This window comes from Pseudomonas sp. P97.38, assembly GCF_001269745.1.
GTDB lineage: Bacteria > Pseudomonadota > Gammaproteobacteria > Pseudomonadales > Pseudomonadaceae > Aquipseudomonas > Aquipseudomonas chlororaphis_E.
Genome location: NZ_LHVJ01000009.1, coordinates 230,264 through 252,762, shown reverse-complemented (window position 1 = coordinate 252,762; position 22,499 = coordinate 230,264). Strand labels below are relative to the sequence as shown.

Genomic DNA, 22,499 nt, shown 5'->3' with positions numbered 1-22,499 from the left:
GTCAATCCAGAAATTCGGGTTTCTGTTTGCTCATATGGGCGGCCATGGCCACGCGCAGGTCGGTCGACTGCAACATGGCGGCGTTCCACGTGGCGACGTACTCCAGCCCGTCGTCGATGCGGTGGTCGCGCATGTAGCTGATCATTTCCTTGGTGCCGGTCACGGCGATCGGCGACTTGGCGGCGATCTCCCGGGCAATCCCCATGACGCCGTCGAGCAAGCCGGCCGCATCGCTGTAGACACGGTTGACCAGGCCGATGCTGCGCGCTTCGTCGGCCCCGAAGGTACGACCCGTATAAGCGAGTTCACGCAGCATGCCGTCCCCGATGATCCGGGGCAAGCGTTGCAACGTGCCAACATCGGCGGCCATGCCGATATCGATTTCCTTGATCGAGAACTGGGCGTCCTCGGCGGCATAGCGCATGTCGCAGGCCGAGATCAGGTCGATGGCACCGCCCAGGCAATAGCCCTGGATCGCCGCCAGCACGGGTTTGCGGCAGTTGTCGACGGCGTTGAATGAGGCTTGCAGTTGCAGGATCTTGCGTCGCAGCAGGCGCGCATTACGGCCCACGTCCTTGCCCATTTCGTTGGCCACGCCGGCCAGCATCATCAGGTCTATCCCCGAGGAAAAATGTTTGCCGGCGCCGCTCAGCACCACCACCCGTGCCTCGTCGGTGTCATCGATCCATTGGAAGATCTCGATGATCTCGCTCCAGAACGCGGCGTTCATCGAATTGATCTTTTCCGGCCGGTTGATCTGCACGTGGGCGATGTTGTCTGCAAGTTCGACGCTGAATGCTTGGTATTGCGACATGGCAGTGATCCTTTACCGGCTGAAAAGAGGCCTGAACTATAACAAGCCAACGCGACGGGACGTAGGCAGTGCATCGGCCAAAAGCGGGACTTGCCGGCTATCATGAAGATCAACCTGTGGCGAGGGAGCTTGCTCCCGCTGGGCTGCGCAGCGGCCCCATTTTTTGAGTGCTCGCACTCGGGCGGTAGCAAGCGCCCTCGCTACAGGCTAATTACTCAACCTTGTCAGTCGCCTCCAGCCGCCCGTCCCACCCGCCCCCCAGCGCGGCAATCAACAGCACGCTGGCGATCAGGCGGCTCTGCTGCAGGCTCAGCACGCTACGCTCATTGCTCAAGGCGGTGGCCTGGACAGTCACCACATCCAGGTACGCGATCAACCCGGCCTTGTACTGGTTCTGGGTCAGGCGCAAGGACTCGCGAGCGGCATCGAGGGCCTCCTGGCGCACGCGCGCCTCGTCTTCCAGGACCTTGAGCTGGATCATGTAGTTCTCCACCTCACGAAAGCCGTCGAGCACGGTCTGGCGATAGGTGGCGACGGTCTGATCGTAGGCGGCGACGCTGCGGTCGACTTCCGCCGAGCGCTGGCCGCCGTCGAACAGGGTCATGGCCAACTGCGGCCCAACCGACCAGAAACGGTTCGGCACGCTCACCCAGTTGTCATAGGTGCTGCTGCTGTAGCCACCGCTGAGGCTCAGGGTCAGGTCCGGGTAATAAGCCGCCTTGGCCACGCCGATGTTGGCGTTGGCGGCCATCACCGAGCGCTCGGCCGAGGCGATGTCCGGTCGGCGTTCGAGCAGTTGCGAAGGCAACGCCACCGGAATTTGCGGCAGCGCCGGGACCTCCTGGGTCTCGGCCAGGCTGAACTCGGCCGGCGGCAGGCCCATCAGCACGGCGATGGCGTTTTCGAACTGGGCCCGCTGCCAGATCAGGTCGATCAGGTCGCCCTGGGTGGTCTTGAGCTGGTTCTGGGCCTGGGCCACCGCGTCCCTGCCTGAAACGCCGGCGCGGTATTGGTTCTCGGTCATTTTCAGCGAGCGCTGATAGTTGTCGACGGTGCTTTGCAGCAAACGCTTCTGTTGATCGAGAACCCGCAGCTGCAGGTAATTTTGCACCAGCTCCGACTGCTGGCTCAGGCGCATCGCGGCCAGGTCGGCAAAGCTGGCCTGGGCGCTCGCTTCGTCGGCCTCCAGGGTACGCCGCAGCTTGCCCCAGATGTCGGCCTCCCAACTGACGCCGGCCTGGGCGTTGTAGGTGTCACGGATGCCACTGGAGGAACTGCTCAGGCTCGAACTGCTGCTGCCGGTGCCCTGGCTGGAGCGGGTCTTGCCCACGGTCAGGTCCACGCTCGGAAAAAACGCCCCCCGGGCACTGCGCACCAGCGCCCGGGCCTGGCGGTATTGCGCCTCGGCCTGGGCCACGGTCTGGTTGGAGGTATTGAGCTTTTCCACCAGGCCGTTGAGCTGCGTATCGCCGTACAACTCCCACCAGGCCCCCCGGGCCAAGGCGTCGCTGGGATTGGCCTGGCGCCAGCCCTGGGCCTGTTTGTACTGCGCCGGCGCGGCGGCCGACGGGCGCTGGTAGTCCGGGCCGATGGCGCAGGCACTGAGCATCGCCACGCACAGCGCCAGGCTCAGTCCCCGTGACCCACGGGCGGTCGCCAACACGGTGGCAAGATGGAAGGGCGAACGATCGGTCATAGCGGAGTTTCCAGGGCAGCATCAGTGCGCACGCCGCGCCAGCGGTTGAAGCGATGGCGCAACTTATCAAGATAGAGGTACACCACCGGCGTGGTGTAGAGGGTCAGGACCTGGCTGAACACCAGCCCGCCAATGATGGTCAGGCCCAGCGGCTGGCGCATTTCCGCGCCTTCGGCATTGCCGAGCAACAGCGGCAAGGCCCCCAGGATCGCCGCCAGGGTGGTCATCAGGATCGGCCGCAAGCGCAGCAGGCAGGCACTGCGAATCGATTCGAGCGGCGATTGGCCGCCTCGCTCCAGTTGCAATGCCAGGTCGATCATCAGGATCGCGTTTTTCTTCACCACGCCGATCAGCAGGAACAGCCCCAGCAGCGAAATCAGGCTGAACTCGCTGCCCAGCGCATAGATCGACAGCAACGCGCCGACCCCGGCCGATGGCAGCGTGGAGAGGATGGTCAGCGGGTGGATGTAGCTCTCGTACAGCACGCCCAGCACCAGGTAGACCGCCAGCAATGCCCCAAGGATCATGAATGGCTGGCTCTTCTGGGTGGCCGCGAACGCATCGGCGGTGCCGGCCATTTTCACGATGACGTCTTCGGGCATCCCGAGCTTGGCGATGGCGCGCTCGATGGCGGCGCTGCCCTGCTCCACCGTCACGCCCTCGGCCATGTCGAACGAAATGCTCTCGGAAGCGAACTGGCCTTCATGGCTGACGCGGTCGTCCTCCAGGCTGTTCTCGTAATGGGCAATGGTCGACAGTGGCACCCTCGCTCCGTCGGCGGTGATCACCTGGACCTGCTCTAGCGTGCTCGGGTCCTGGGCGTACTTGGGATTGACCTCCATCACCACCTGGTACTGGTTGAGGCTGTCGTAGATGGTGGAGATCTGCCGTTGGCTGTAGGCGTTGTTGAGCACCGCCGTGACCATGTTCATGTCGATGCCCAGGCGCTTGGCCTGGTCGCGGTCCACAACCAGTGTCACTTGCTGCGCCCCGCCACCGTCGCGCGCGTCGATGGCGGTCAGCTCCGGCAAGGCACGGAACGCCGCCGTGACCTTGGGGTACCACTCGCGCAGGGACGCCAGGTCGGCACTTTGCAGGATGTAGGAATACTGCGAGGTGGTCTGCTCACGCCCGCCACCGAACTGCAGGTCCTGGTCGGCCATCAACATCAGCTGGGCACCAGGAACCTTGGGCATTTCCTTGCGCAAGCGCTCGATGACTTTCTGCGCGGAAATCTCCCGGTCCTTGATCGGCTTGAGGCGCACCAGCATGAAGGCATTGTTGGTGCCGTTGTTGCCGCCAATGAAGCCGGCGACGCTCTGCACCGCATCATCCTTGAGCACCGCACGCCGGAAGATTTCCATCTTCGGTTGCATCACGTTGAACGACAGCCCGTCATCGCCGCGCACGAAACCGATCAACTGGCCGGTGTCCTGCTGCGGCATGAAGGTCTTCGGCACCACCACGTACAACGCCACGTTCACCCCGATGGTCACCAACAGGCTGAGCAAGGTCAGGCGGCGATGGCGCAGGACCCAATCCAGGCTGATGGCGTAACCACGCACCATGCGCTCGTTGAGGCGGTGGCTCCAGCGCTGCAAGCGGTTCTCCTGACCCGGCACGTGCGGCTTGAGCCAGCGGGCGCAGAGCATTGGCGTGAGCGTCAGCGAAACCACCAGCGAGACCACGATGGACGCGGCCAGGGTGATGGAGAACTCGCGGAACAGGCTCTCGATGATCCCGCCCATGAACAGGATCGACAGAAACACCGCCACCAGGGACACGTTCATCGACAGCAGGGTAAAACCGACTTCCTTGGCCCCCAGGTAAGCCGCCTTCATCGGCGCCACGCCCTCGTCGATGTGCCGGGAAATGTTCTCCAGCACCACGATGGCATCGTCCACCACCAGCCCGGTGGCAAGGATCAGCGCCATCAGCGACAAGTTGTTCAACGAAAAGCCGTACAGGTACATCACCGCGAACGTGCCCACCAGCGACACCGGTACCGCCAGGGTCGGGATCAGCGAAGCACGGAAGTTGCCGAGGAACAGAAACACCACCAGCACCACCAGGGCCACGGCGATCAGCAGGGTCATTTCCGCTTCATGCAAGGTCGCCTTGATCACCGGCGAGCGGTCCATCGCCAGGTTCAGCTTGACGCTGGCCGGCAGCACCGCCTGCAACGCCGGCAACTGAGCCTTGATCTCGTTGACCGTCTCAATGATGTTGGCCCCGGCCTGCCGGTTGATCACCAGCAGCACCGCGGCATCGTCGTTAAAGAAACCGCTGTTGTAGCGGTCCTCGACGCTGTCGGTGACTTTCGCCACGTCCTTGAGCCGCAACACCGAGCCGTCCTGGTAACGGATGATCAGCGTTTCGTAGTCCTTGGCCTTTTCCAACTGGTCGTTGGCCTGGACCTGCCACATGCGCCGGTCGTCCTCCACCGAACCCTTGGGCCGGCGCACGTTGCTGTTGGCAATCGCGGTGCGCACGTCATCCAGGGCCACGCCGTACTGGTCCAGCGACTTGGGCTCCAGTTCGATGCGCACCGCCGGCAGAGAGCTGCCGCCGATCTGCACTTCACCGACGCCCGAGACCTGGGACAGGCTCTGGGACAGGATGGTCGAGGCCAGGTCATAGAGCTGGCCTTTCTCCAGCACGTCCGAGGTCAGCGACAGCACCATGATCGGTGCCTGGGACGGGTTGACCTTCTTGTAGGTGGGCATGCTGCGCATGCCACTGGGCAACAGGTTGCGCGAAGCATTGATCGCCGCCTGCACCTCCCGCGCCGCGCCGTTGATGTCGCGGTCCAGGTCGAATTGCAAAATGACGCGGGTGGAGCCCTGGCTGGAGCGGCTGCTCATGGTGTTGACCCCGGCGATGGCGCCGAAGGAGCGCTCCAGGGGCGTTGCCACCGTCGACGCCATCACTTCCGGGCTGGCGCCCGGCAGGCTGGCCTGGACGACAATCACCGGGAAATCCATCTGCGGCAGCGGCGACACCGGCAACAGGCCGAAGCACACCCCGCCGAGCAGCGTGATGGCGAAACTCAGGAGCATCGTCGCTACGGGACGGCGGATGAAGGGGCCGGAGAGGTTCATCAGCAACCGCTCCTGGCTTCAATGCGCAGGTTGTCGTGGCGAGGGAGCTTGCTCCCGCTTGAGTGCGCAGCGCTCACGCGAGGGGCCGCTGCGCAGCCCAGCGGGAGCAAGCTCCCTCGCCACGAAGCGTCCGCCCGCCCCGGGTTTTCGGGCGTCGCCGTCATGCCTGCACCTCTTTCCCATCCGGCTTGGCAAACCGGCGGCCCAGGCGGTCGAAGTACAGGTAGATCACCGGCGTGGTGAACAGCGTCAGCACCTGGCTCACCAGCAGCCCACCCACCATCACCAACCCCAGGGGTTGGCGCAGTTCCGCGCCGGAGCCGGTGGCCAGCATCAGCGGCACCGCCCCGAACAAGGCGGCCAGGGTGGTCATCAGGATCGGCCGAAATCGCAGCAGCGCGGCCTGGTAGATCGCCGTCTGCGGGTCCACGCCCTGGTTACGTTCGGCGTCGAGGGCAAAGTCGATCATCATGATCGCGTTCTTCTTGACGATGCCGATCAGCAGGATGATGCCGATGATCGCGATCATCCCCAGGTCGTTGCCGGTGAGGATCAGGGCCAGCAAGGCGCCGATGGCCGCCGAGGGCAGCGTGGACAGGATCGTGATCGGGTGGATGTAGCTTTCGTACAGCACGCCGAGGACGATGTACATGGTCACCACGGCCGCCAGGATCAGTAGCAAGGTACTCGACAACGAGGCCTGGAACGCCTGGGCCGCCCCCTGGAACTCGGTCTGTACCCCCAGCGGCATGCCGATGTTGTGCTGGACCTTTTCGATCACCTCCACCGCGTGCCCGAGGGCCACGCCGGGGGCGAGGTTGAACGACATCATCACCGCCGGAAACTGGCCGATGTGGGCAATCGCCAATTGCGCCTGGCGTTCCTCGACCCGGGCCAGGCTCGACAGCCGCACTTGTCCGCCATCGGTGGTCTTGACGTGGATCTGGTCCAGCGCCTGGGGCCCGATGCGCTCCCCGGCCTGGGCCTGCAACACCACGCGGTACTGGCTGGCCTGGGTGTAGATGGTGGAAATCTGCCGCTGGCCGAAGGCGTCATACAAGGCATCGGTGATGTTCGACACCGATACGCCCAGGCGTGACGCGGCATCGCGGTCGATCACCAGATAGACCTGGAGGCCCTTGTCCTGCAAGTCGCTGGCGACGTCGGTCAGTTCCGGCTGGCTGGCCAGGGCTTCGACCAGTCGACCGCTCCAGAGGCTGAGCAACTCGGCGTCCGGCGACGACAGGCTGAATTGGTACTGGGTGCGGCTGACCCGGTCCTCGATGGTCAGGTCCTGCACCGGCTGCATGAACAGGCGGATGCCCACCAGTCGATCCAGTTGCGGCTGCAACCGGGCAATGATCTCGGTGGCGCTCTCATCTCGTTCGCCGTGGGGCTTGAGGTTGATCAACAGGCGGCCGCTGTTGAGCGTGGCGTTGTCGCCGTCCACGCCGATGTAGGACGACAGGCTGTCCACCGCCGGATCGGCGAGGATCACCTTGGCCAGTTGCTGCTGGCGTTCACTCATGGCGGCAAACGAAATCGATTGCGGCGCTTCGGAAATGCCTTGGATCACGCCGGTATCCTGCACCGGGAAAAACCCCTTGGGCACGGCCAGGTACAGCACCACCGTCAGCACCAGGCTGCCCACCGCCACCAGCAGGGTCAGCGGCTGATGCTTGAGCACCCACTGCAACCGACGTCCGTAGCCGGCGATCAACCAGTCGATCCAGGCCCCGCTCGCGCGGTAGAAACGGCCTTGTTCATGTGCCTTGGGTTCACGCTTGAGCAGACGCGCGCACATCATCGGCGTCAACGTCAGGGACACCACCAGGGAAATCAGGATCGCCACCGCCAGGGTGATGGCGAACTCGCGGAACAGCCGCCCCACCACGTCCGCCATGAACAGCAACGGGATCAGCACCGCGATCAGCGACAGCGTCAGGGAAACCAGGGTGAAGCCGATCTGCTTGGCCCCCTTGAGCGCGGCCTGCAACGGACTGTCGCCTTCTTCGATATAGCGGGCGATGTTCTCCAGCATGACGATGGCGTCGTCCACCACGAACCCGGTGGCGATGGTCAGGGCCATCAGCGTCAGGTTGTTGATGGAGAAGCCCGCCAGGTACATCACGCCGAATGTCCCGATCAACGACAGCGGCACCGCCACGGATGGGATGATGGTGGCGCTGACACGGCGCAGGAACAGGAACGTCACCATGACCACCAGGGCAATGGCGATCAGCAGTTCGTGTTGCACATCGGTGACCGAGGCGCGGATGGTCTGGGTACGGTCGGTAAGCACGGTGACGTCGAGGCCGGCCGGCAGGTTGTCGGTGATGCTGGGCAGCAGGGCCTTGATCCGGTCCACCACCTCGATGACGTTGGCCCCTGGCTGGCGCTGGATGTTCAGCAGCACGGCCTGGTTTTCGTTGGCCCACGCGGCAAGACGCTCGTTCTCGGCGCCATCGACGATCTGCGCCACATCCTTGAGCCGCAACGGCGCGCCGTTGGCGTAGGCCAGGATCAGTTCGGCGTAATCCTTGGGCGAGGTCAACTGGTCGTTGGCGTCAAGCATCGAGACCCGGGTCGGGCCGTCGAAGTTGCCCTTGGGCTGGTTGACGTTGGATGCACCAATCAACGTGCGTACATCCGCCAGGTTCAGGCCGTTGGCCGCCAAGGCCTCAGGGTTGACCTTGATCCGCACCGCCTGGCGCTGGCCACCGGCAATGGTCACCATGCCGACCCCGCTGATCTGGGCGATCTTCTGCGCCATACGGGTGTCCACCAGGTCATTGAGCTTGGGCAGCAGCATGGTCTTGGAAGTAATCGCCAGGGTCAGCACCGGGGTGTCCGCCGGGTTGACCTTGTTGTACACCGGCGGCGCCGGCAGGTCATTGGGCAGCAGGTTGGTGGCCGCGTTGATCGCCGCCTGCACCTGTTGCTCAGCGACGTCCATGTTGATTTCGAGATTGAAGCGCAGGGTGATCACCGACGCACCGCCGGAACTGGTGGAGGCCATCTGCGTCAGGCCCGGCATCTGCCCGAACTGGCGCTCCAGGGGCGCGGTCACCGCACTGGTCATCACATCGGGGCTGGCGCCGGGGTACAGGGTCATCACGCGGATGGTCGGGTAATCGACCTGGGGCAACGCCGACACCGGCAACAGCCGATAGGCGATCAGGCCGGCCAGGACGATGGCCAGCATGCTCAGGGTCGTGGCGACCGGACGCAGGATGAACAGCCGCGAGAGATTCATGCGCCGCCCTTTTTCGCCTTGTCGGCCGCTGCCGATTCAGCCGGCGCCGCCGCGGCCTTGCCCTGCAAGTGTTCGGTAGGTGAAGTGGGCACGTCCTGGCTGTCGTTGACCACTTCCACTTCGCTGCCTTCCTTCAGGCGGTCGGTGCCTTCCAGCACCACCCGGTCGCCGGCGGCCAGGCCCTCGGTGACCACGGTGTTCTCGCCGTCGCTGGCGCCGATCTTGAGTTTCTTGAGGGTCACCTTCTTGTCGCCGTCCAGGGCATAGACAAAGGTGCCATTGGTGCCGAACTGGATGGCAGCCGTCGGTGCCAGGATCACGCCCTTGAGGGTGTCGGCCAGCAAGCGCACGTTGACGAACTGGTTGGGGAACAGCGACTGGTCGCGGTTATCGTAGCGGGCCTTGAACTTCAGGGTGCCGGTGGTCACGTCGATCTGGTTGTCCAGGCTTTGCAGGACACCCTTGGCCTGGAGTTTTTCGTCGCCCCGGTCCCAGGCTTCGACCGGCAGCTTGGCGCCACTGTGGTAGCGCGCCAGCACGGTTTCGAGGCTGTTCTCCGGCAGGGTGAACACGACGCTGATCGGTTGGGTCTGGGTGATGACCGCCAGGGCCGTGGTGTCGTTTGCCGCCACCAGGTTACCGATGTCCAGCTGGCGCAAGCCGACGCGCCCGGAGATCGGCGCACGGATCTTGGTGAATTCAAGGTTGAGCCTGGCGTCGTTGACCGCCGCCTGGTTGGTCTTCACCGTGCCCTGGTACTGGCCTACCAGCGCGGCGGCCGTGTCGAGGGTCTGCTTGGCGATGCTGTCTTCGGCATACAGCCCGCGATAACGCTCCAGGTCCACTTGGGCATTCTTCAATTGCGCCTGGTTCTGCAACAGCGTGCCTTCGGCCTGGAGCAACGCGTTCTGGTATGGACGCGGGTCGATCTCGGCCAGCAGGTCGCCGGCCTTGACCATCTGCCCTTCTTCAAAGGCAATCTTGACCAGTTCCCCACCCACTCGGCTGCGCACATTGATCGTGTTGAGCGCCGTGACCGTGCCCAGCGCCTTGTAGTACAACGGGAAATCACCGGTGACCGCCGGCGCCACGCGGACAGGGATCGGCCCCGCGGCACCGCCGAACCCAGGCCGCATGCCGCCCGAGCGCCCCATGTGCCCGGCTGCGGCCTTCTGCCCTGCCCCCGGCTTCTGGGTCGTGCTGGAGGGCCAGAACTTCCAGGCCAGCAGCGCGACGACCAGGAGGATGAGCAAGCCGAACAGCCAGCGGCGGGAATGACGGGAAACAGAGGATTGCATGGAGTGATCAACCATTGGGCGCGTGGGCTTCTTCTACGGGAGGCTGAACGATAAGCACTGGGCGGTATTTAGCAAAGCGGCTTTACCGGCAATTTACCTTGGGCTTACCTTTCGTCAAATCGGCTAAAGCCTTGAAGTACAAATAAAAACGGCCTGGGTTGGACCCTGGCCGTCGAAATTGTAATAAATGATCTGTTTCAGAACACTTATTTCAGGACGCTTGGTTTCAAGGCATCACTTCAGCGCGCTGAGCGCCGCGTCGTAGTTAGGCTCTTCGGCGATTTCCTTGACCAGCTCGCTGTGCAGCACGGTGTCGTTCTCGTCCAGCACGACAACGGCCCGGGCGGTCAGGCCCTTGAGCGGACCATCGGCAATGGCCACGCCATAGTTCTGGATGAACTCGGCACCGCGCAGGGTCGAAAGGTTCTGGACGTTGTCCAGGCCTTCGGCGCCGCAGAAACGTGCCTGGGCGAACGGCAGGTCGGCGGAGATGCACAGCACCACGGTGTTATCCAGCTCGTTGGCCTGGGCGTTGAACTTGCGCACGGAAGTGGCGCAGGTCGGCGTGTCGACGCTTGGGAAAATGTTCAGCACCTTGCGCTTGCCGGCGAAGCTCGCCAGGGTAACGTCGGACAGATTGCCGGCCACCAGGGAAAAGGCTGGCGCCTTGGAGCCGGCTTGGGGCAATTGGCCGTTGACTTGAACCGGGTTGCCTTTGAGCGTGACTTGAGCCATGAACGGATTCCTTCTGACAGGTTTGAAAGGTCGAGGCCGGAGTTAACCATGAAATGCCGCCATGACCTATGCCCGGACAGAAAAAGTCATGGTTCGGGCACCGCTACCTGGCCTTGAGTTTCAGGAATGACTGGTGCATGTCATTCGCCCAGCCATCGATGACCGGTTTGACATCATCGACTTTCATCACCTGGGCGTCGTTGGCCAACGGCTTGCCCGTGCCTTTGCGCACCACCTGGGCGATCACGGCATTGCTGCCGCCGTCGAGAAACACCGCTTCGGTGCCCAGGGTGGTTTCCTGGTCACGAATACCACTGGCCGTGCTGACCGCTGCCGCCACCAGCGCAATCGGCACCACTTCATAAGGCTTCAGGCCTTGGGTCTTGCTGCCCACGGCAGTAATGGCCGCGCGTATCACCAACACCCCAGGGCCCGGGCTCTTGGCCAACGGCAGGGATCTTCCCGCTTCACGCATGAGCGCCTGGTCGTAGTAAGCCGTGATGCCGGACAAGGTGGCCTGGGGAATCCTCACGGTCGGCTGGGGTTTGGGATAAAGCTGCGTCGGCTCGATATAGATGCTGGTGTACTTGCTCGGATCGATCGTGGGATCAACCCAGCGCATCACCTCGGCGCCCGATGGCGACTTGTCCTGCTTGAGCCGGCTGTAATCGCCCAGGAAACCGGAGTACTCGTCCGGCTGGGTGACTTGACTGGAGCAACCCAACAAGGCGAGCGAGGCGATGCATACGGTGCCGATCATTGACGCGAGCTTCATGCGAGCACTCCTGTCATTTGCCCGGAGTCGGGTTTGAATTTAAAGGTATAGACAATGTCTGAGGCTTTGCCTGTTTTATCGAGGGCACCCCAATGGCGAGAGCGAGCCTGCCGGCGAAAGTGGTCGGTCAGCCAGCACACCGGTCGACTGTGCCGACGCCTTCGCGAGCAGGCTCGTTCCTACAGGCATTTGAGGTAAATGCCGATGAGGCCAGGACTTATGTCTGAAACCAGTCCCGGCGCTCATCCAGGGTATGGCGGATCAGGTCGACGAGCATTTGTATCTCTGCCGAGGCTTGGGCGTCGGCGTTGATGGCCATCCATGCATCGCGCTGCATCGGCGGGCCGAAGATGCCTGGCAAGGCCACCAGGCCGCGGTCGAAGCGGCTCATATACTGCGGCAGCAAGCCGATGCAGGCGCTGCATCGGATCATCTCCAGCATCAATTCATAGGATTGCACCTGCACCACGCCGGCCCGGCGCTGCTCCATCAGGCTGTTCCAGGGCGCGAAGCTGTCCACCTGCCGGTCCGCCAGCCATTGCACCAGCATGTAATCGCTCAGATCCTCCAGGCGCTGCGGACGCGTCGCCGGCCGCGAATAGCGCTTGGCCATATGTGGCACATAGTCCAGCCGCGCCAGGCGCTGCGCCGGCAACGTGGTGAAGCTCGGCGCGGGCGTCGGCGCCTGGGTATCACTGAGCCACAACACCAGGTCGGCGCTCACGGCTTGCAGCGCCAGGTCGCTGTCCAGGGTGATGATCTGCAAGCGGACGCTGGCATTGCGTCGCAACAGCGAGATCAGGTCGCGCCCGAGGATGTCGTGCAGGATCGGTTCGGCCACCGCCAGGCGAATCAACGGCTGGTCGTTCAGCGGCGGCGTCCCTTCCTGAGCCAGGGCAATCAAGCGTGCCTGCAATTGCCGGCCTTCGCGGCTGAGGGTCAGGGTGCTGCCCTGGTAGCTGAACAGCGAGCGTTGCAGGCGCCCTTCCAGGTGCGCCAGTTGCTTGCGCAACCAAGTGGCCTTGACGTTGAGGCTGCGCGCCGCTTGCATGAAGCAGCCACATCGCGCACTGACCAAAAAACATTGCACCACCTGGGGCTCGATGTTCCCGGCCAAGGCAAGCCAGGGGTCAGGGGCACGCAACGGAGTGCGATAAGGGTGGATGACAGCCTGGCGTCCTGCTGGCTCGGTGAAGGTCATGGGTGACTCCCTGTCGGTTGTACGGATAAGCGGGTGCTACACAATCATTCATTCCTGGTTGAACGCGCCTCTGGCCAAGAGGTAACACCCTTCGAGTCCAAGGCTAGCGGACCTCCTCCAGGACCTTGCTCAACTGCGCCCCGTCAATGCTCAAGGTCGCGGTGTCGAGCATGCCCTCCAGGTAGGCCTTGGCGATCTGTTCCTGGCGCTGGGCGCGCAGGGCCTGGGTCAACCGTTCACGGACTTCCTCCAGGGTCGCGTCCCGGGCCGGCTGCTGCTCGGTGAGCTTGATCACATGGAACCCCGCCGCACTCTGCACCGGGTCGGAAACGGCGCCGACCTTCATCCGCGCCACCGTCTCGCGAACCGGTGGCACGAATTGCTGCAACGGCTGGTAGCCACTGTCACCACCGCGCTCGGCACTGCCGCGCTCCTGGGAATAGCGGCTCGCCAGGGCGGCAAACTCGGCCGGCGACGCCTGGGCCTTCTTGCTCAACTCCAGCGCTTGTCGGCGCACCGCCTCCACCGTTTGCGGCTCGGTGGCGGCGAGGAATATCTGACTGACGCGGTACAGCGCCGGCGCGGTCCAGTTGGCTTTGCCGGCATCGTAGGCCTGCTTCAGCTCGTCTTCGCTGGGGTACCCGGCGGGCACCTGGCTGACCGATTGCAAGTAGTCGCGAAACACGATCTGCTCGGTCGCCGCCCGGGTCTGGCGCTCCACGTCCGGACGCTGTCGCCAGCCTTGCGCGTCGGCCTGCTCCAGCACGGCTTTTTCTGCCAGGCGCGCGCGGATCCAGCCTTCGAGCGCGGTCCGATTGCCGCGCATCTGCTGACGCACCTCGGGGGCCAGCGCTGCCAGCAGCGACTTGAGTTCGTCCGGGCTGACCTGCTGGTTGCCCAGCCGGGCCAGGCTCGGCGATTCGGACGAAACCACGCTGACGGCCTGCACCGCGGCCACCGGATCGCTGCCCGGCCGCATGCCCAGGACTACCGCCACGGCGACCAGGCCCAGGGTTGCGGCGCTGACGACAAAGGTCGGCTTGTTCACGATGCGACAGCCTCTTGCAGCGCAGCCTCGGCCGGCGACGCCGGGTCTTGCAGCCGCGCGGCGTTCTGGCTGTATTCGCGCAGGTAGACAATGAACTCCTGCAATAGCCGGTCCCACAGTTCAAGCTGGCTGCGCAGGTGATCGGCGCTCACGCCGGCCGCCACCACCACGTCCATTTCCATCACCAGGAACTCACCCTGCACCGACAACCGGGCAAAGCGGCGCGAGGCGTTCCACAGCTCCGCCAGCCCGGCCGGCAACTCACCCTGCACACGCAAGGCACAACTGAAGGTGAAATCCAGGTACTCGCCAGCGCTCGGTGTCGGGTTGCCAAAACGCACGGCGTAACCGATGCCCTGGCTGGCGCTGAGCAGTTGCACGATGCCGTTCTGCTCGGTTTCGTTGACCCGGTAACCTGCCGCTTGCAACAGCTCGGTCAGGGATTTGACAGAAACCTGTTCAATCATTGCGTTCATGCTCGGTTCTTCCTTGTTCTGTGTCAGTGGGTGATCGAGGCCTGAGGCGCATCGAAACGGTTCTTGTAGAGGTCATCGCCAAAGCCCTGGGCCAGTTCCTCGAAACGCACCCGGGTCTTGGCGGCGAATGGCTGGCGGATCTTCATCACGTCGGCCACGTCGATGGTTTCGTAGGCGTGGAGCAGCGTCTTGGCCACGTCGTACATCTGTTGATTCTTGACCGAACATTGCTGCACTTGTGTGTCACGTTCGGTCAATTGCGCCTCCAGGCGCGCGCGCTCGGCTTCCTTGCCACGGGCCAGGGTCAACAACTCGTCGTAGGCTTTCTTGAACTTGCCGATCTGCTCGTTGCTGGCCGCGACCTGGGCCTGCGCCTGGCTTTGCAGGCTCTGCTGATGCCCGGCCAGTTGCTCGTTCAGGGCCTGGGCTTTGCTCAGTTGCGCGGTCAGTTGCTTGATTTGCGCCTGCGCGTCCCGGGCTTGGGTCTCGGCGGCCTGGCGCGCGGCGCTGGCCTGGGCCTGTTCGCTTTGCAGGGCCTGCAATTGCGCCGTGGTGCTGCGCAGTTGCGCGCGCAAGCGTTCCTCCAGGCCTTCGCCGTGGGCACTGCCGTTGAGCAGCAGGCCCGCCAGCAGCAACGTCACCGGCACATGGTTCATGGCTCGCCTTTTCATGAGGCCTCCCTGCGCTTAGAAGCGCGTGTTGATTTCAAGCTGCAAGACATCGATGTCGTACGGCGCGCCGTACACCGCTTCGGAACTCAACCAGCGGCCCGTGGCGAAGACGTTGCTCGCCAGGCCGTAGTTGCCGCCCAGGAAATAACCCTTGGCGTTGGTGCCGCCCAAGTGGAACGACGAATCGTTGAAGCCGTCCGGCAAGGCATCCGGCTGGATGTACTTGTAGCCGGCGAACAGGTTCCAATCGCCCTGGCGCTTGAGCTCCAGCGAATTGCCCAGGGTGAACTGCAACATCCAGGCGTTGGCGCCGCTCTGCACTTCGCCATCGCTGTCCAGGTTGTTGGCGAACTGCCCTGCCGAGCGTTTGCGCATCTCGCCTTCGTCGTAGCCCAGGTTGTGGACGTAGTGGGCCTGGCTGCGCAGCTTCAGGTCGGCGGGCAGGTCGGCGTCCCAGGCGAAATTCAGGTCCAGCAGGTTGAATTCCGAGGCCAGGCCGACGAACTGCGGTTGTGGCGTGGTGGCCGGGTTGAGGGGGTTGGGCGTGATGTCTCGCAGCAGGAACACGGTGTTGCCCTTCTGCATGAACGCCACGCGCGAGCCGTCGCTGTCGCAGCCAGGGTCGCCGGCCCACGGCTGGCAAGGCGAGGAGCGCTGGCCTTCGATGTCGTCGAAGCGGTAGTAGGCCATGGCGGCCTTGATCCGGTTGCTGTCGTTGATGGCCCAGTTGGCCCCCAGTTGCGCACCGTACAGCCACTTGTTGTCGCTCTCCTCCTTGTCGGAACCGTTGCTGGTACTGGTGTCGTTGGTGTACTCCACCGGGAACGCGCCGACGGTGCCGAACAGCCCCCAATCCTGGTTGAGCTTGCGATTGAAAATCGCCGCCACGCCATCGAAGTTCAGGTCGCCGGAGTACAGCAGGTCGGTGGAGAAAAACGGGTTGGCGAAACGCCCGCCGGTCACGGTCAGCTCATCCGAGGGCTTCCAGGTCAGGTAGCCCTGGTCGAGCCAGATGTCTTTCTTGCCAAAACCACCGCCCAGGGTCTGGGTGGTGGACACGGGGTTGTTGTCCGAGCCGGTGCCGATGCGGATGCCAGCGGTCCACTCCGGGGCGATCACCGCCTTCATGCCCAGGCGCGCCCGCAGGCGGAACAGATTTTCCCGGTCTTCGCGGGTGTTGAGCAACGGCGGCAGGCCCGTGCTGCTGTTGGGGTTGACGTCGTACGGCCCCTTGTCGTTGAGCCGGGCGAAATCGACGATCTGGTTGCTGTTGGTGCCTGAGTAGTAGCGCGACTCATCCCGCAGGCGAATGTCGCCATCGAAACTGATCCGCGAAACCCAGTCCGGGAAGGTGTTGGGCTGGGCCCAGTTTTCCTGTTTGGCGGTGGCCATGACTTCAGCCTTGACCTGGTCGCGGATCTGATCGCGCACGATGTTCGGCACGTACTGCACCCGTACGTCCCCCGGCGCACCGGCCGGCGCCGCAGTCACCGCGGTGGCAGCCTGGCGCGCCTGCACCGCTTCGCGCTCGGCCTGGGCGATCAGGCCGTCGGCCTGGTCCTGCTTCAACACCCCCTGCTGCACCAGCAGGCGGATCAGATTGATCGTGGCATTCTCCGAGGGCGCCGGGGCGCAGACCCCGTGCCCGGCCAGGCTCAAGACCACCAGCCCAACCGCCCACGACAATCGATTCACATTGGAAATCATCTGCACACAACTCCTGTTGGCGAACTTTGAAATAGTCGATTAACCCGGACGCCGTCCCTGCAGGGACAGGCGTACCGGCAACGTCAGGGAAGCCGGTGGCCGCTCACTCAAATGCGGGGCGGCCCGCAGCGCGGAGATCACCTGGTTGTCCACTTGCGCATTGCCGCTGGACTTGACCAGCTCGACCCGGGTGATCTCGCCCACGGCGCTGAGCCAGACGTCGGCCTGCAGCGAGAACGCCAGGCTGCGCAGCTCGGGGTTCTCCCGCAGCAAGCGCTGGAAGGTGAAGGCCAGGAACTGGCTGTAGGTGCCATTGCCCAGCCGGCCACCGCCCGCGCCTGCCATGCCGCCCCCCTTGCCCGCGCCGATGTTGAAGGCGTCGTTGCCGGACTGGGCATCGCCGTCCATCTGCATCGGGTTCGCCAGGTCATCCACTGGCGAGGGCGGCGCTTCTTCCTCGGGCTTGACCTCTTCGGGTTCCGGGGTCGGTTCGGGCTCGACCACCTTTTCCTCGACCTTGGGCTCCGGTTCCTTGGGTTTTTCCGGAGGGGGTGGCGGCGGTGGTGGCAGCGGGATGATGGTCGGCACCTTCGGTGCTTCACGGCGCACACCGCTCATGTCGTTGGCCCACTGCCACAGCAGCCAGGCGGCCACGCCAGCCAGCAGCAGGCCCGCGGCCCATTTGAGCAGGCGCAGCGGCGAGCGCTTCACCGGGGGCGGGTTGATGGGAAGTTTCGCGGTCATGGTCAGCCCTGGTTCGGTTTGCCGGTCACGAGGCCGACCTGGGACAGTTCCAGCCGCCGCAACAGGTCGAGCACTTCGATGACTTTCTGGTACTGCACCGTGGCGTCACCGCGCACGATGATCGGAAAGTCCGGGTTCAGGGCCTTCTCGATGCGCAAGCGCTCTTCCAGTTCGGCCAGCGTCACCGGATAGGCGTCGAGGAACACCTGGCCGCCGTCATTCACCGAAATCGCCTTGGTCTTGGCCTCGGACAACGACACCGAGGCGCTGGCCTTCGGCAGGTTGATCTGGATGCCCGACACCTGCGCCGTGGCGGTCAGGATGAACATCACCAGCACCACCATGAGCACGTCCACCAGCGGCGTGATGTTGATGCTGTCCACGGCCGCGTCATCGTCGTCATCGTGTGAAGCATTTACGCTAGCCATCGCGATCCCCTCAGGCCGGTACGAACGATTGGGCGTGATGGTCGCGGCGATGGGCCGACTCACCGGCCTGGCCTTCACCATGCATTTCCGCCAGGCGGGTGATGAACTCGTCGACGAACACCCGCATGTCGGCGCTGACTTCCTTGTTGCGGGTGATCAGGCGGTTGTAGCCAAACAGCGCCGGGATCGCGACGAACAGGCCCATGGCGGTGGCGAGCAACGCGGCGGCCATGCCGGGGGCGATGGCGTTGATGTTCACGTCACCGGCCATCGCCGTGCCGAGGAACACCACCATGATCCCCAGCACGGTGCCGAGCAGGCCGATGTAGGGCCCACCGGCGATGGCGTTGGACAGGGTCGAGAGCTTCGAACTCAGCAGTTGGTTTTCCCGGGTCCGCACGCCGTCCATGGAGCAACGGATCGCCTCGATGGTGGCGGCCGACACCGACGAGGTATCGGCGCCCTGCTCCCGCCGGGTGCGGATCTCCTTGACGGCCACCAGGTACAGGCGCCACAGCGAGGAATGCTGCAGGCGCTGGGCGAGGTCCTGGTCGTCGGCGAACATTTCCAGGCGCGTGCCGATCCTGGCGAACTGCTCGCGAAAAGCCTGGTTGGCCGCGCTGAGACGGCTGACCATGCGATTCTTGCGGATCATGATGATCCAGGACTGGAACATCATCAGCACCAGCACCGCGATGATCACCCAGGCATCCAGCGGCACGGCGTTCAACAGGAACCCCAGGCTGCCGAAACCGAAACCGGACTGCTCTTCATCGACGCCGTAGGCCACTAGTTTCGATTCGGCGCCCTGGGCGTTCGCATCGGCCAGCAACAGCGGTGCCGGACGAGCGACCTTGGAAAGGCGTGCTTCGTCCATGGCGCCGCTGAACGGTGCGAACGCACCGGCCGTGACGTCGGCGCCCAGCGCAATCGGCGAATTGAATGCCGGCATCGCCACGGCGAGGCTAGCGCTCTCGCGGCCGTTGACGTACAGCACCACCCGGTCACCCGAGGCAGTCAAGGCCAGGTGTTGCCATTGACCGGGGTTCAGCGGCTGGGTCGAGACCGCCCGCTGACCGTCGATCGCCACGAACGGCACGCCCTGGTTCACCCCCACCAGCAGGCTGGCGGCGCCTTCATGACGGGCCAGGACGATCTGCTCGCCGCCGGCCTGGTCCTGGCGCAGCCAGGTGCTGAACGTGAACGCCGCGCCGGCATTGTGTTGCAGCGAGGGGCTGGCGGGCAGCAGCAGCGGCTGGCCGCCGAACTGCAAGGCACGACCGATCACGCCATCGATGCTGGTGCCCGTTGCGCCCTGGGCATTGTTGCCGTAGGCGGTGGTGTCACGGGGCGGCACGCCGGTGGCGCCGTCGAAGTGGTACAGCGCGGTGTAGTCCGGATCGAACGTCAGCTGGCCGCTGCCGGTGGCCGGCGCTTTCTGGTTGCCGTAGTACATCCACAGGTCCTGGCGTTGACCGCCCTCCACGCTCGGCACATCGACCCAGATCAGCGCCATGCCCATCAACGGGTCGAAGCTTTCGATCTGGTGGTTGAGCACGGTCTTGTCGTCGGCACTGACGAAACGCAGGTCCGAGCCATCGTCCTTGACGCCGTCGAAGGTGAAGTTGCCGGTATGCAGGCGCACCAGCAGCGCCGTGCGACCCAGGGTCTGGGCGATGGCGGCGCCCTGGGGCGTGGTGTCCACGGAAATCTGTTTGCGGTAGTGCCAATCGTCCTGCCACCAGGCATTGGCGGTCGCCGGAAGCACCAGCCCCAGGCAAATAAACACGGATAACAATAAGCGTTGCATGGACATGACTCCTGGGTTCAAAACGTCGCTTGCAGGTTGAAATGCAGGCGCGATTCCTGTTTCGAGGTGTTCGGCCCGTCGAGCAGCGGAAAGCCCCAATCGAGGCTGCCGGACAGCCATTTGCTCAGGCTCGCCCGGGTGCCGAGGCCAACGCTGGCAAGGGCGTAGTCGGCGTCCTGGTCGGGCAGTTCGTCACGCAGGTACAACTGCGCCCCTTCGGCGAAGGCATAGAAACGCCACTCCTGGACATAGCTGCCGAGGAACTTGGCCAGGGACGGTGTGCGCAGCTCCTGGGACAACAGGTAGCCGTCGTCGCCGGTGCGTTCGGCCGCCAGGTAACCACGTATGGATGTGGCGCCGCCGGCAGAGAATTGCTCGTTGGAGACCAGCGGCCCGGAGGCCAGTTGGAATGCCGCTTTCGATGCGCTCTGCCAGTCGTTGCCGAAGGTGAAGGTGTAGTTGCCGTCGCCCTTGAGCACGGCAAAGCTGGGGCTGGCGCGGTAGCGCTTGTAGTCGAAGTCTTCGTCGGAACTGCCGTAGCCCAGCAAGCTGCGCGTACCCGCCACCAGGCTCAGGCCCAGGCCCAACTGGCTGCTTTCGGTGTAGCGCAGGCCGTTGTAGGCGAAGGTAAAAGGCGCGTACTTGAGCGGTGCCTTGTCGCTGGAGCCACCCAGGCTCAGCTCTTCATCGAAGTCCTTGAAATCCACGCCAACGGAAAACGTGTTGGCCCAGGTTGGGCTCGACGGGAGGCTGTAGATCGCCGAAACGCCATAGGAGTGCCCCTTGCCCAGCACGTTGCTGCCGCCGACGGTCGCCACGTTGCTGTCGGACTGGTAGCCGGAGAACTGCACGCTCCAGCGATCGTCCAACGGCGCCGTGTAGGAGCCCGACCAGACCTTGGCGTTTGCGGTGTCCTGGGGGGCGGTGAAGAAGGTCAGCGAAACGCTGTGGCCCAGTTGCCAGAGGTTGTTGTAGCCGAGGCTGGCAACGGTGCGCAGTTTTTCCGTGTCGGCGCTGTAGTCGTTGTTCAGCCCGAGGCTGGCTTGCCACGGATTCTGGTCTTCGACCTGCAAGTCCACGTCCATGGTGCCGGGCCGCTGGCCTTCGCGCACCAGCGGCATCACCTGGCGCCCCGGGGTTTTGTTCAAGCGCGCCAGTTCTGTCTGGACCTGGGCGAAATCGGGCACCTCGCCCTCCTTCAGGGCCGGCACGTCGTCACGGATTTCCACCGGCGAATAATGCTTGGCCCCCACCACTCGCACGCGACCGACCTTGGTTTCGCTGACCTGCAGATAGACAATGCCGTCTTCGACCTTCTGCTCGGGCAATTCGACGAACACCGATTGATAGCCGCGCGCCTGATAGACCTTTTGCAAGGCGTCGCGGGCCCCTTCGATGTCGCTCAAGGCCTTTTGCGGGCCGAGGAACGGGTACACCGCTTCCTCGATGGCCCGGGCATCGAGCACGGTGTTGCCGCGCACGAAATATTCGTTCACGTCCACCCGCCGCGCCGCAGCCGCCTCGGCCTCCTGCCCGCCTTCGGCCGCGAATGCCGACGGCCCGCCGACCGCCAGTAGCAACCAGCCCCACACTGCCGGCCGCGCTTTGAAGAAATGCTCCACACCACCCCCTGAATTCAAGATACGGCTCAATTGCTGGCAGTCGATGTCGTGGCGTGCCGGGCCAGCCAGGTGTGCAGCAGCGCGAAGTTCAAGGAGAACTCCGGCATTTGCAGCAAGGCGCCACAGAACACTTCACCGATGATTTTCTCGATGAGCCTCACCGCCCGCGCATCGCCCAGCAGCGTGGCGAGGTCTTTGCTCAAGACGTTGAAACTCCAGACCTTCTGGTTCAGGTCGAGGCCGACGAACCAGCGGAACAGCAGGTTGTAATTGAGTTGTTCGTAGAGTTGCTGCTCGCTGGGCACCGAATAGAGCAGTTGCAGCAAGAGGATGTGCATGGCGGTCTGCGGCGCGATGAGCATCTCGGCATCGGCGTTGAGGCCCTGCAACACATCGCGATGGTCGTCGAGCAAGTCGTCGATCTGCGGACGCAGCAGGACCAGCGAATGGCCCTGCGGAATGTAGCTGGACACTTCCTTGAGCGCGCCCTGCCAGTCATCCTGGGAAACGATCCAGACCCACGGCGCGCCGTAGCGGTACACCGAGACCGGCCGCTTGCGCGCCGCCTCGACGATTTTCGACAGCCGCTGGTCAAGCTCCTGCATGCCCACTTTCGAATAACGTTCCATAGTCCCCATCGCCCTCACTCCCGGCTCCAAACGACCCCAGAGGGGCCCCTCGAACACGTCACACAGGCATGACGGGAATGGCGATGTGCTACCGAACTTTTGTCATGAAAGCTTCATTCTTTGGCAAATGGAGGGGGTGTGGTGGGTGGCTGAGCAGGTGCTTGAAAACGGTTCTCGGGTGCTCACACACCTAAGCAACGCCAGGCGCAGGTTTTGTGGACATCCCCCGTTTAGTTGTGGGAGCGGGCTTGCTCGCGAAAGCGGTTTGTCTGGGCCGGTGATGTTGGCTGGGACGGCGTCTTCGCGGGCAAGCCCGCTCCCACAGGGGATCTTTGGCTGGCGCAGGTTTTGTGGACATGCCCCATTTAATTGTGGGAGCGGGCTTGCTCGCGAAAGCGGTTTGTCTGGGCCGGTGATGTTGGCTGGGACGGCGTCTTCGCGGGCAAGCCCGCTCCCACAAGGGGATCTTTGTCGGGCGCAGGTTTTGT

At 63.9% G+C, this 22,499-nt stretch carries 17 protein-coding genes; all 17 read right to left on the bottom strand.

The annotated features are described in order from the left end of the window. Position 1: 1 nt before the first annotated feature. The 17 genes from AD664_RS03140 to AD664_RS28095 all read right to left on the bottom strand — a co-directional run bounded on the left by AD664_RS03140 (position 2) and on the right by AD664_RS28095 (position 22,011). Positions 2-814 (bottom strand): crotonase/enoyl-CoA hydratase family protein, encoded by an 813-nt coding sequence (locus tag AD664_RS03140; protein ID WP_053144326.1) that lies wholly within the window; start codon positions 812-814, stop codon positions 2-4. A 211-nt stretch (positions 815-1,025) separates the two neighbouring features. Then, positions 1,026-2,510 (bottom strand): efflux transporter outer membrane subunit, encoded by a 1,485-nt coding sequence (locus AD664_RS03135; protein ID WP_053144324.1) that lies wholly within the window; start codon positions 2,508-2,510, stop codon positions 1,026-1,028. Next, positions 2,507-5,611, bottom strand: coding sequence for an efflux RND transporter permease subunit (locus tag AD664_RS03130; RefSeq protein WP_053144322.1), 3,105 nt, complete (start codon positions 5,609-5,611; stop codon positions 2,507-2,509). The genes AD664_RS03135 and AD664_RS03130 overlap by 4 nt, the downstream gene beginning before the upstream one ends. A 160-nt stretch (positions 5,612-5,771) precedes the next feature. After that, a complete protein-coding gene (locus AD664_RS03125) occupies positions 5,772-8,867 on the bottom strand; it encodes an MdtB/MuxB family multidrug efflux RND transporter permease subunit (protein ID WP_053144320.1) in 3,096 nt (1,031 codons plus the stop codon). Next, positions 8,864-10,180 carry an MdtA/MuxA family multidrug efflux RND transporter periplasmic adaptor subunit gene (locus AD664_RS03120; protein WP_053144318.1) on the bottom strand — a complete coding sequence of 439 codons (1,317 nt, stop codon included), beginning with the start codon at positions 10,178-10,180 and terminating at the stop codon, positions 8,864-8,866. Before AD664_RS03120 ends, AD664_RS03125 begins: the two co-directional genes overlap by 4 nt. A gap of 219 nt (positions 10,181-10,399) precedes the next feature. Further along, the gene (gene tpx / locus AD664_RS03115; RefSeq protein WP_053144316.1) at positions 10,400-10,900 is read right to left on the bottom strand and encodes a thiol peroxidase; all 501 of its coding nucleotides are present in this window, start codon (positions 10,898-10,900) and stop codon (positions 10,400-10,402) included. Between the two features lie 103 nt (positions 10,901-11,003). Then, complete coding sequence (locus AD664_RS03110; RefSeq protein ID WP_053144314.1) at positions 11,004-11,675, bottom strand: DUF3313 domain-containing protein; 672 nt, start codon at positions 11,673-11,675, stop codon at positions 11,004-11,006. 217 nt (positions 11,676-11,892) lie between these two features. Next, the gene (locus tag AD664_RS03105; RefSeq protein ID WP_053144312.1) at positions 11,893-12,876 is read right to left on the bottom strand and encodes a LysR family transcriptional regulator; all 984 of its coding nucleotides are present in this window, start codon (positions 12,874-12,876) and stop codon (positions 11,893-11,895) included. 103 nt (positions 12,877-12,979) lie between these two features. After that, positions 12,980-13,924: a peptidylprolyl isomerase gene (locus tag AD664_RS03100; protein ID WP_053144310.1), complete on the bottom strand. Its 945-nt coding sequence runs from the start codon at positions 13,922-13,924 to the stop codon at positions 12,980-12,982. Beyond that, on the bottom strand, positions 13,921-14,400 hold the full coding sequence (locus AD664_RS03095) for a YbjN domain-containing protein (RefSeq protein WP_053144309.1): 480 nt from the start codon (positions 14,398-14,400) through the stop codon (positions 13,921-13,923). The genes AD664_RS03100 and AD664_RS03095 overlap by 4 nt, the downstream gene beginning before the upstream one ends. Before the next feature lie 23 nt (positions 14,401-14,423). Beyond that, complete coding sequence (locus AD664_RS03090; RefSeq protein WP_053144307.1) at positions 14,424-15,071, bottom strand: hypothetical protein; 648 nt, start codon at positions 15,069-15,071, stop codon at positions 14,424-14,426. A gap of 15 nt (positions 15,072-15,086) precedes the next feature. Next, complete coding sequence (locus AD664_RS03085) at positions 15,087-16,778, bottom strand: putative porin (protein WP_053144305.1); 1,692 nt, start codon at positions 16,776-16,778, stop codon at positions 15,087-15,089. Positions 16,779-16,817: 39 nt separating this feature from the next. Beyond that, entirely contained in the window at positions 16,818-17,522 is a 705-nt protein-coding gene (locus AD664_RS03080; protein ID WP_053144304.1) for an energy transducer TonB, read from the bottom strand. A gap of 2 nt (positions 17,523-17,524) precedes the next feature. Next, positions 17,525-17,950: a biopolymer transporter ExbD gene (locus AD664_RS03075; RefSeq protein ID WP_053144302.1), complete on the bottom strand. Its 426-nt coding sequence runs from the start codon at positions 17,948-17,950 to the stop codon at positions 17,525-17,527. A gap of 10 nt (positions 17,951-17,960) precedes the next feature. Continuing rightward, positions 17,961-19,760 carry a DUF2341 domain-containing protein gene (locus AD664_RS03070; protein WP_053144301.1) on the bottom strand — a complete coding sequence of 600 codons (1,800 nt, stop codon included), beginning with the start codon at positions 19,758-19,760 and terminating at the stop codon, positions 17,961-17,963. A gap of 17 nt (positions 19,761-19,777) precedes the next feature. Beyond that, on the bottom strand, positions 19,778-21,382 hold the full coding sequence (locus tag AD664_RS03065; protein WP_053144299.1) for a ShlB/FhaC/HecB family hemolysin secretion/activation protein: 1,605 nt from the start codon (positions 21,380-21,382) through the stop codon (positions 19,778-19,780). A gap of 26 nt (positions 21,383-21,408) precedes the next feature. Next, entirely contained in the window at positions 21,409-22,011 is a 603-nt protein-coding gene (locus AD664_RS28095) for a transposase (protein WP_053144296.1), read from the bottom strand. Positions 22,012-22,499 lie beyond the last annotated feature (488 nt).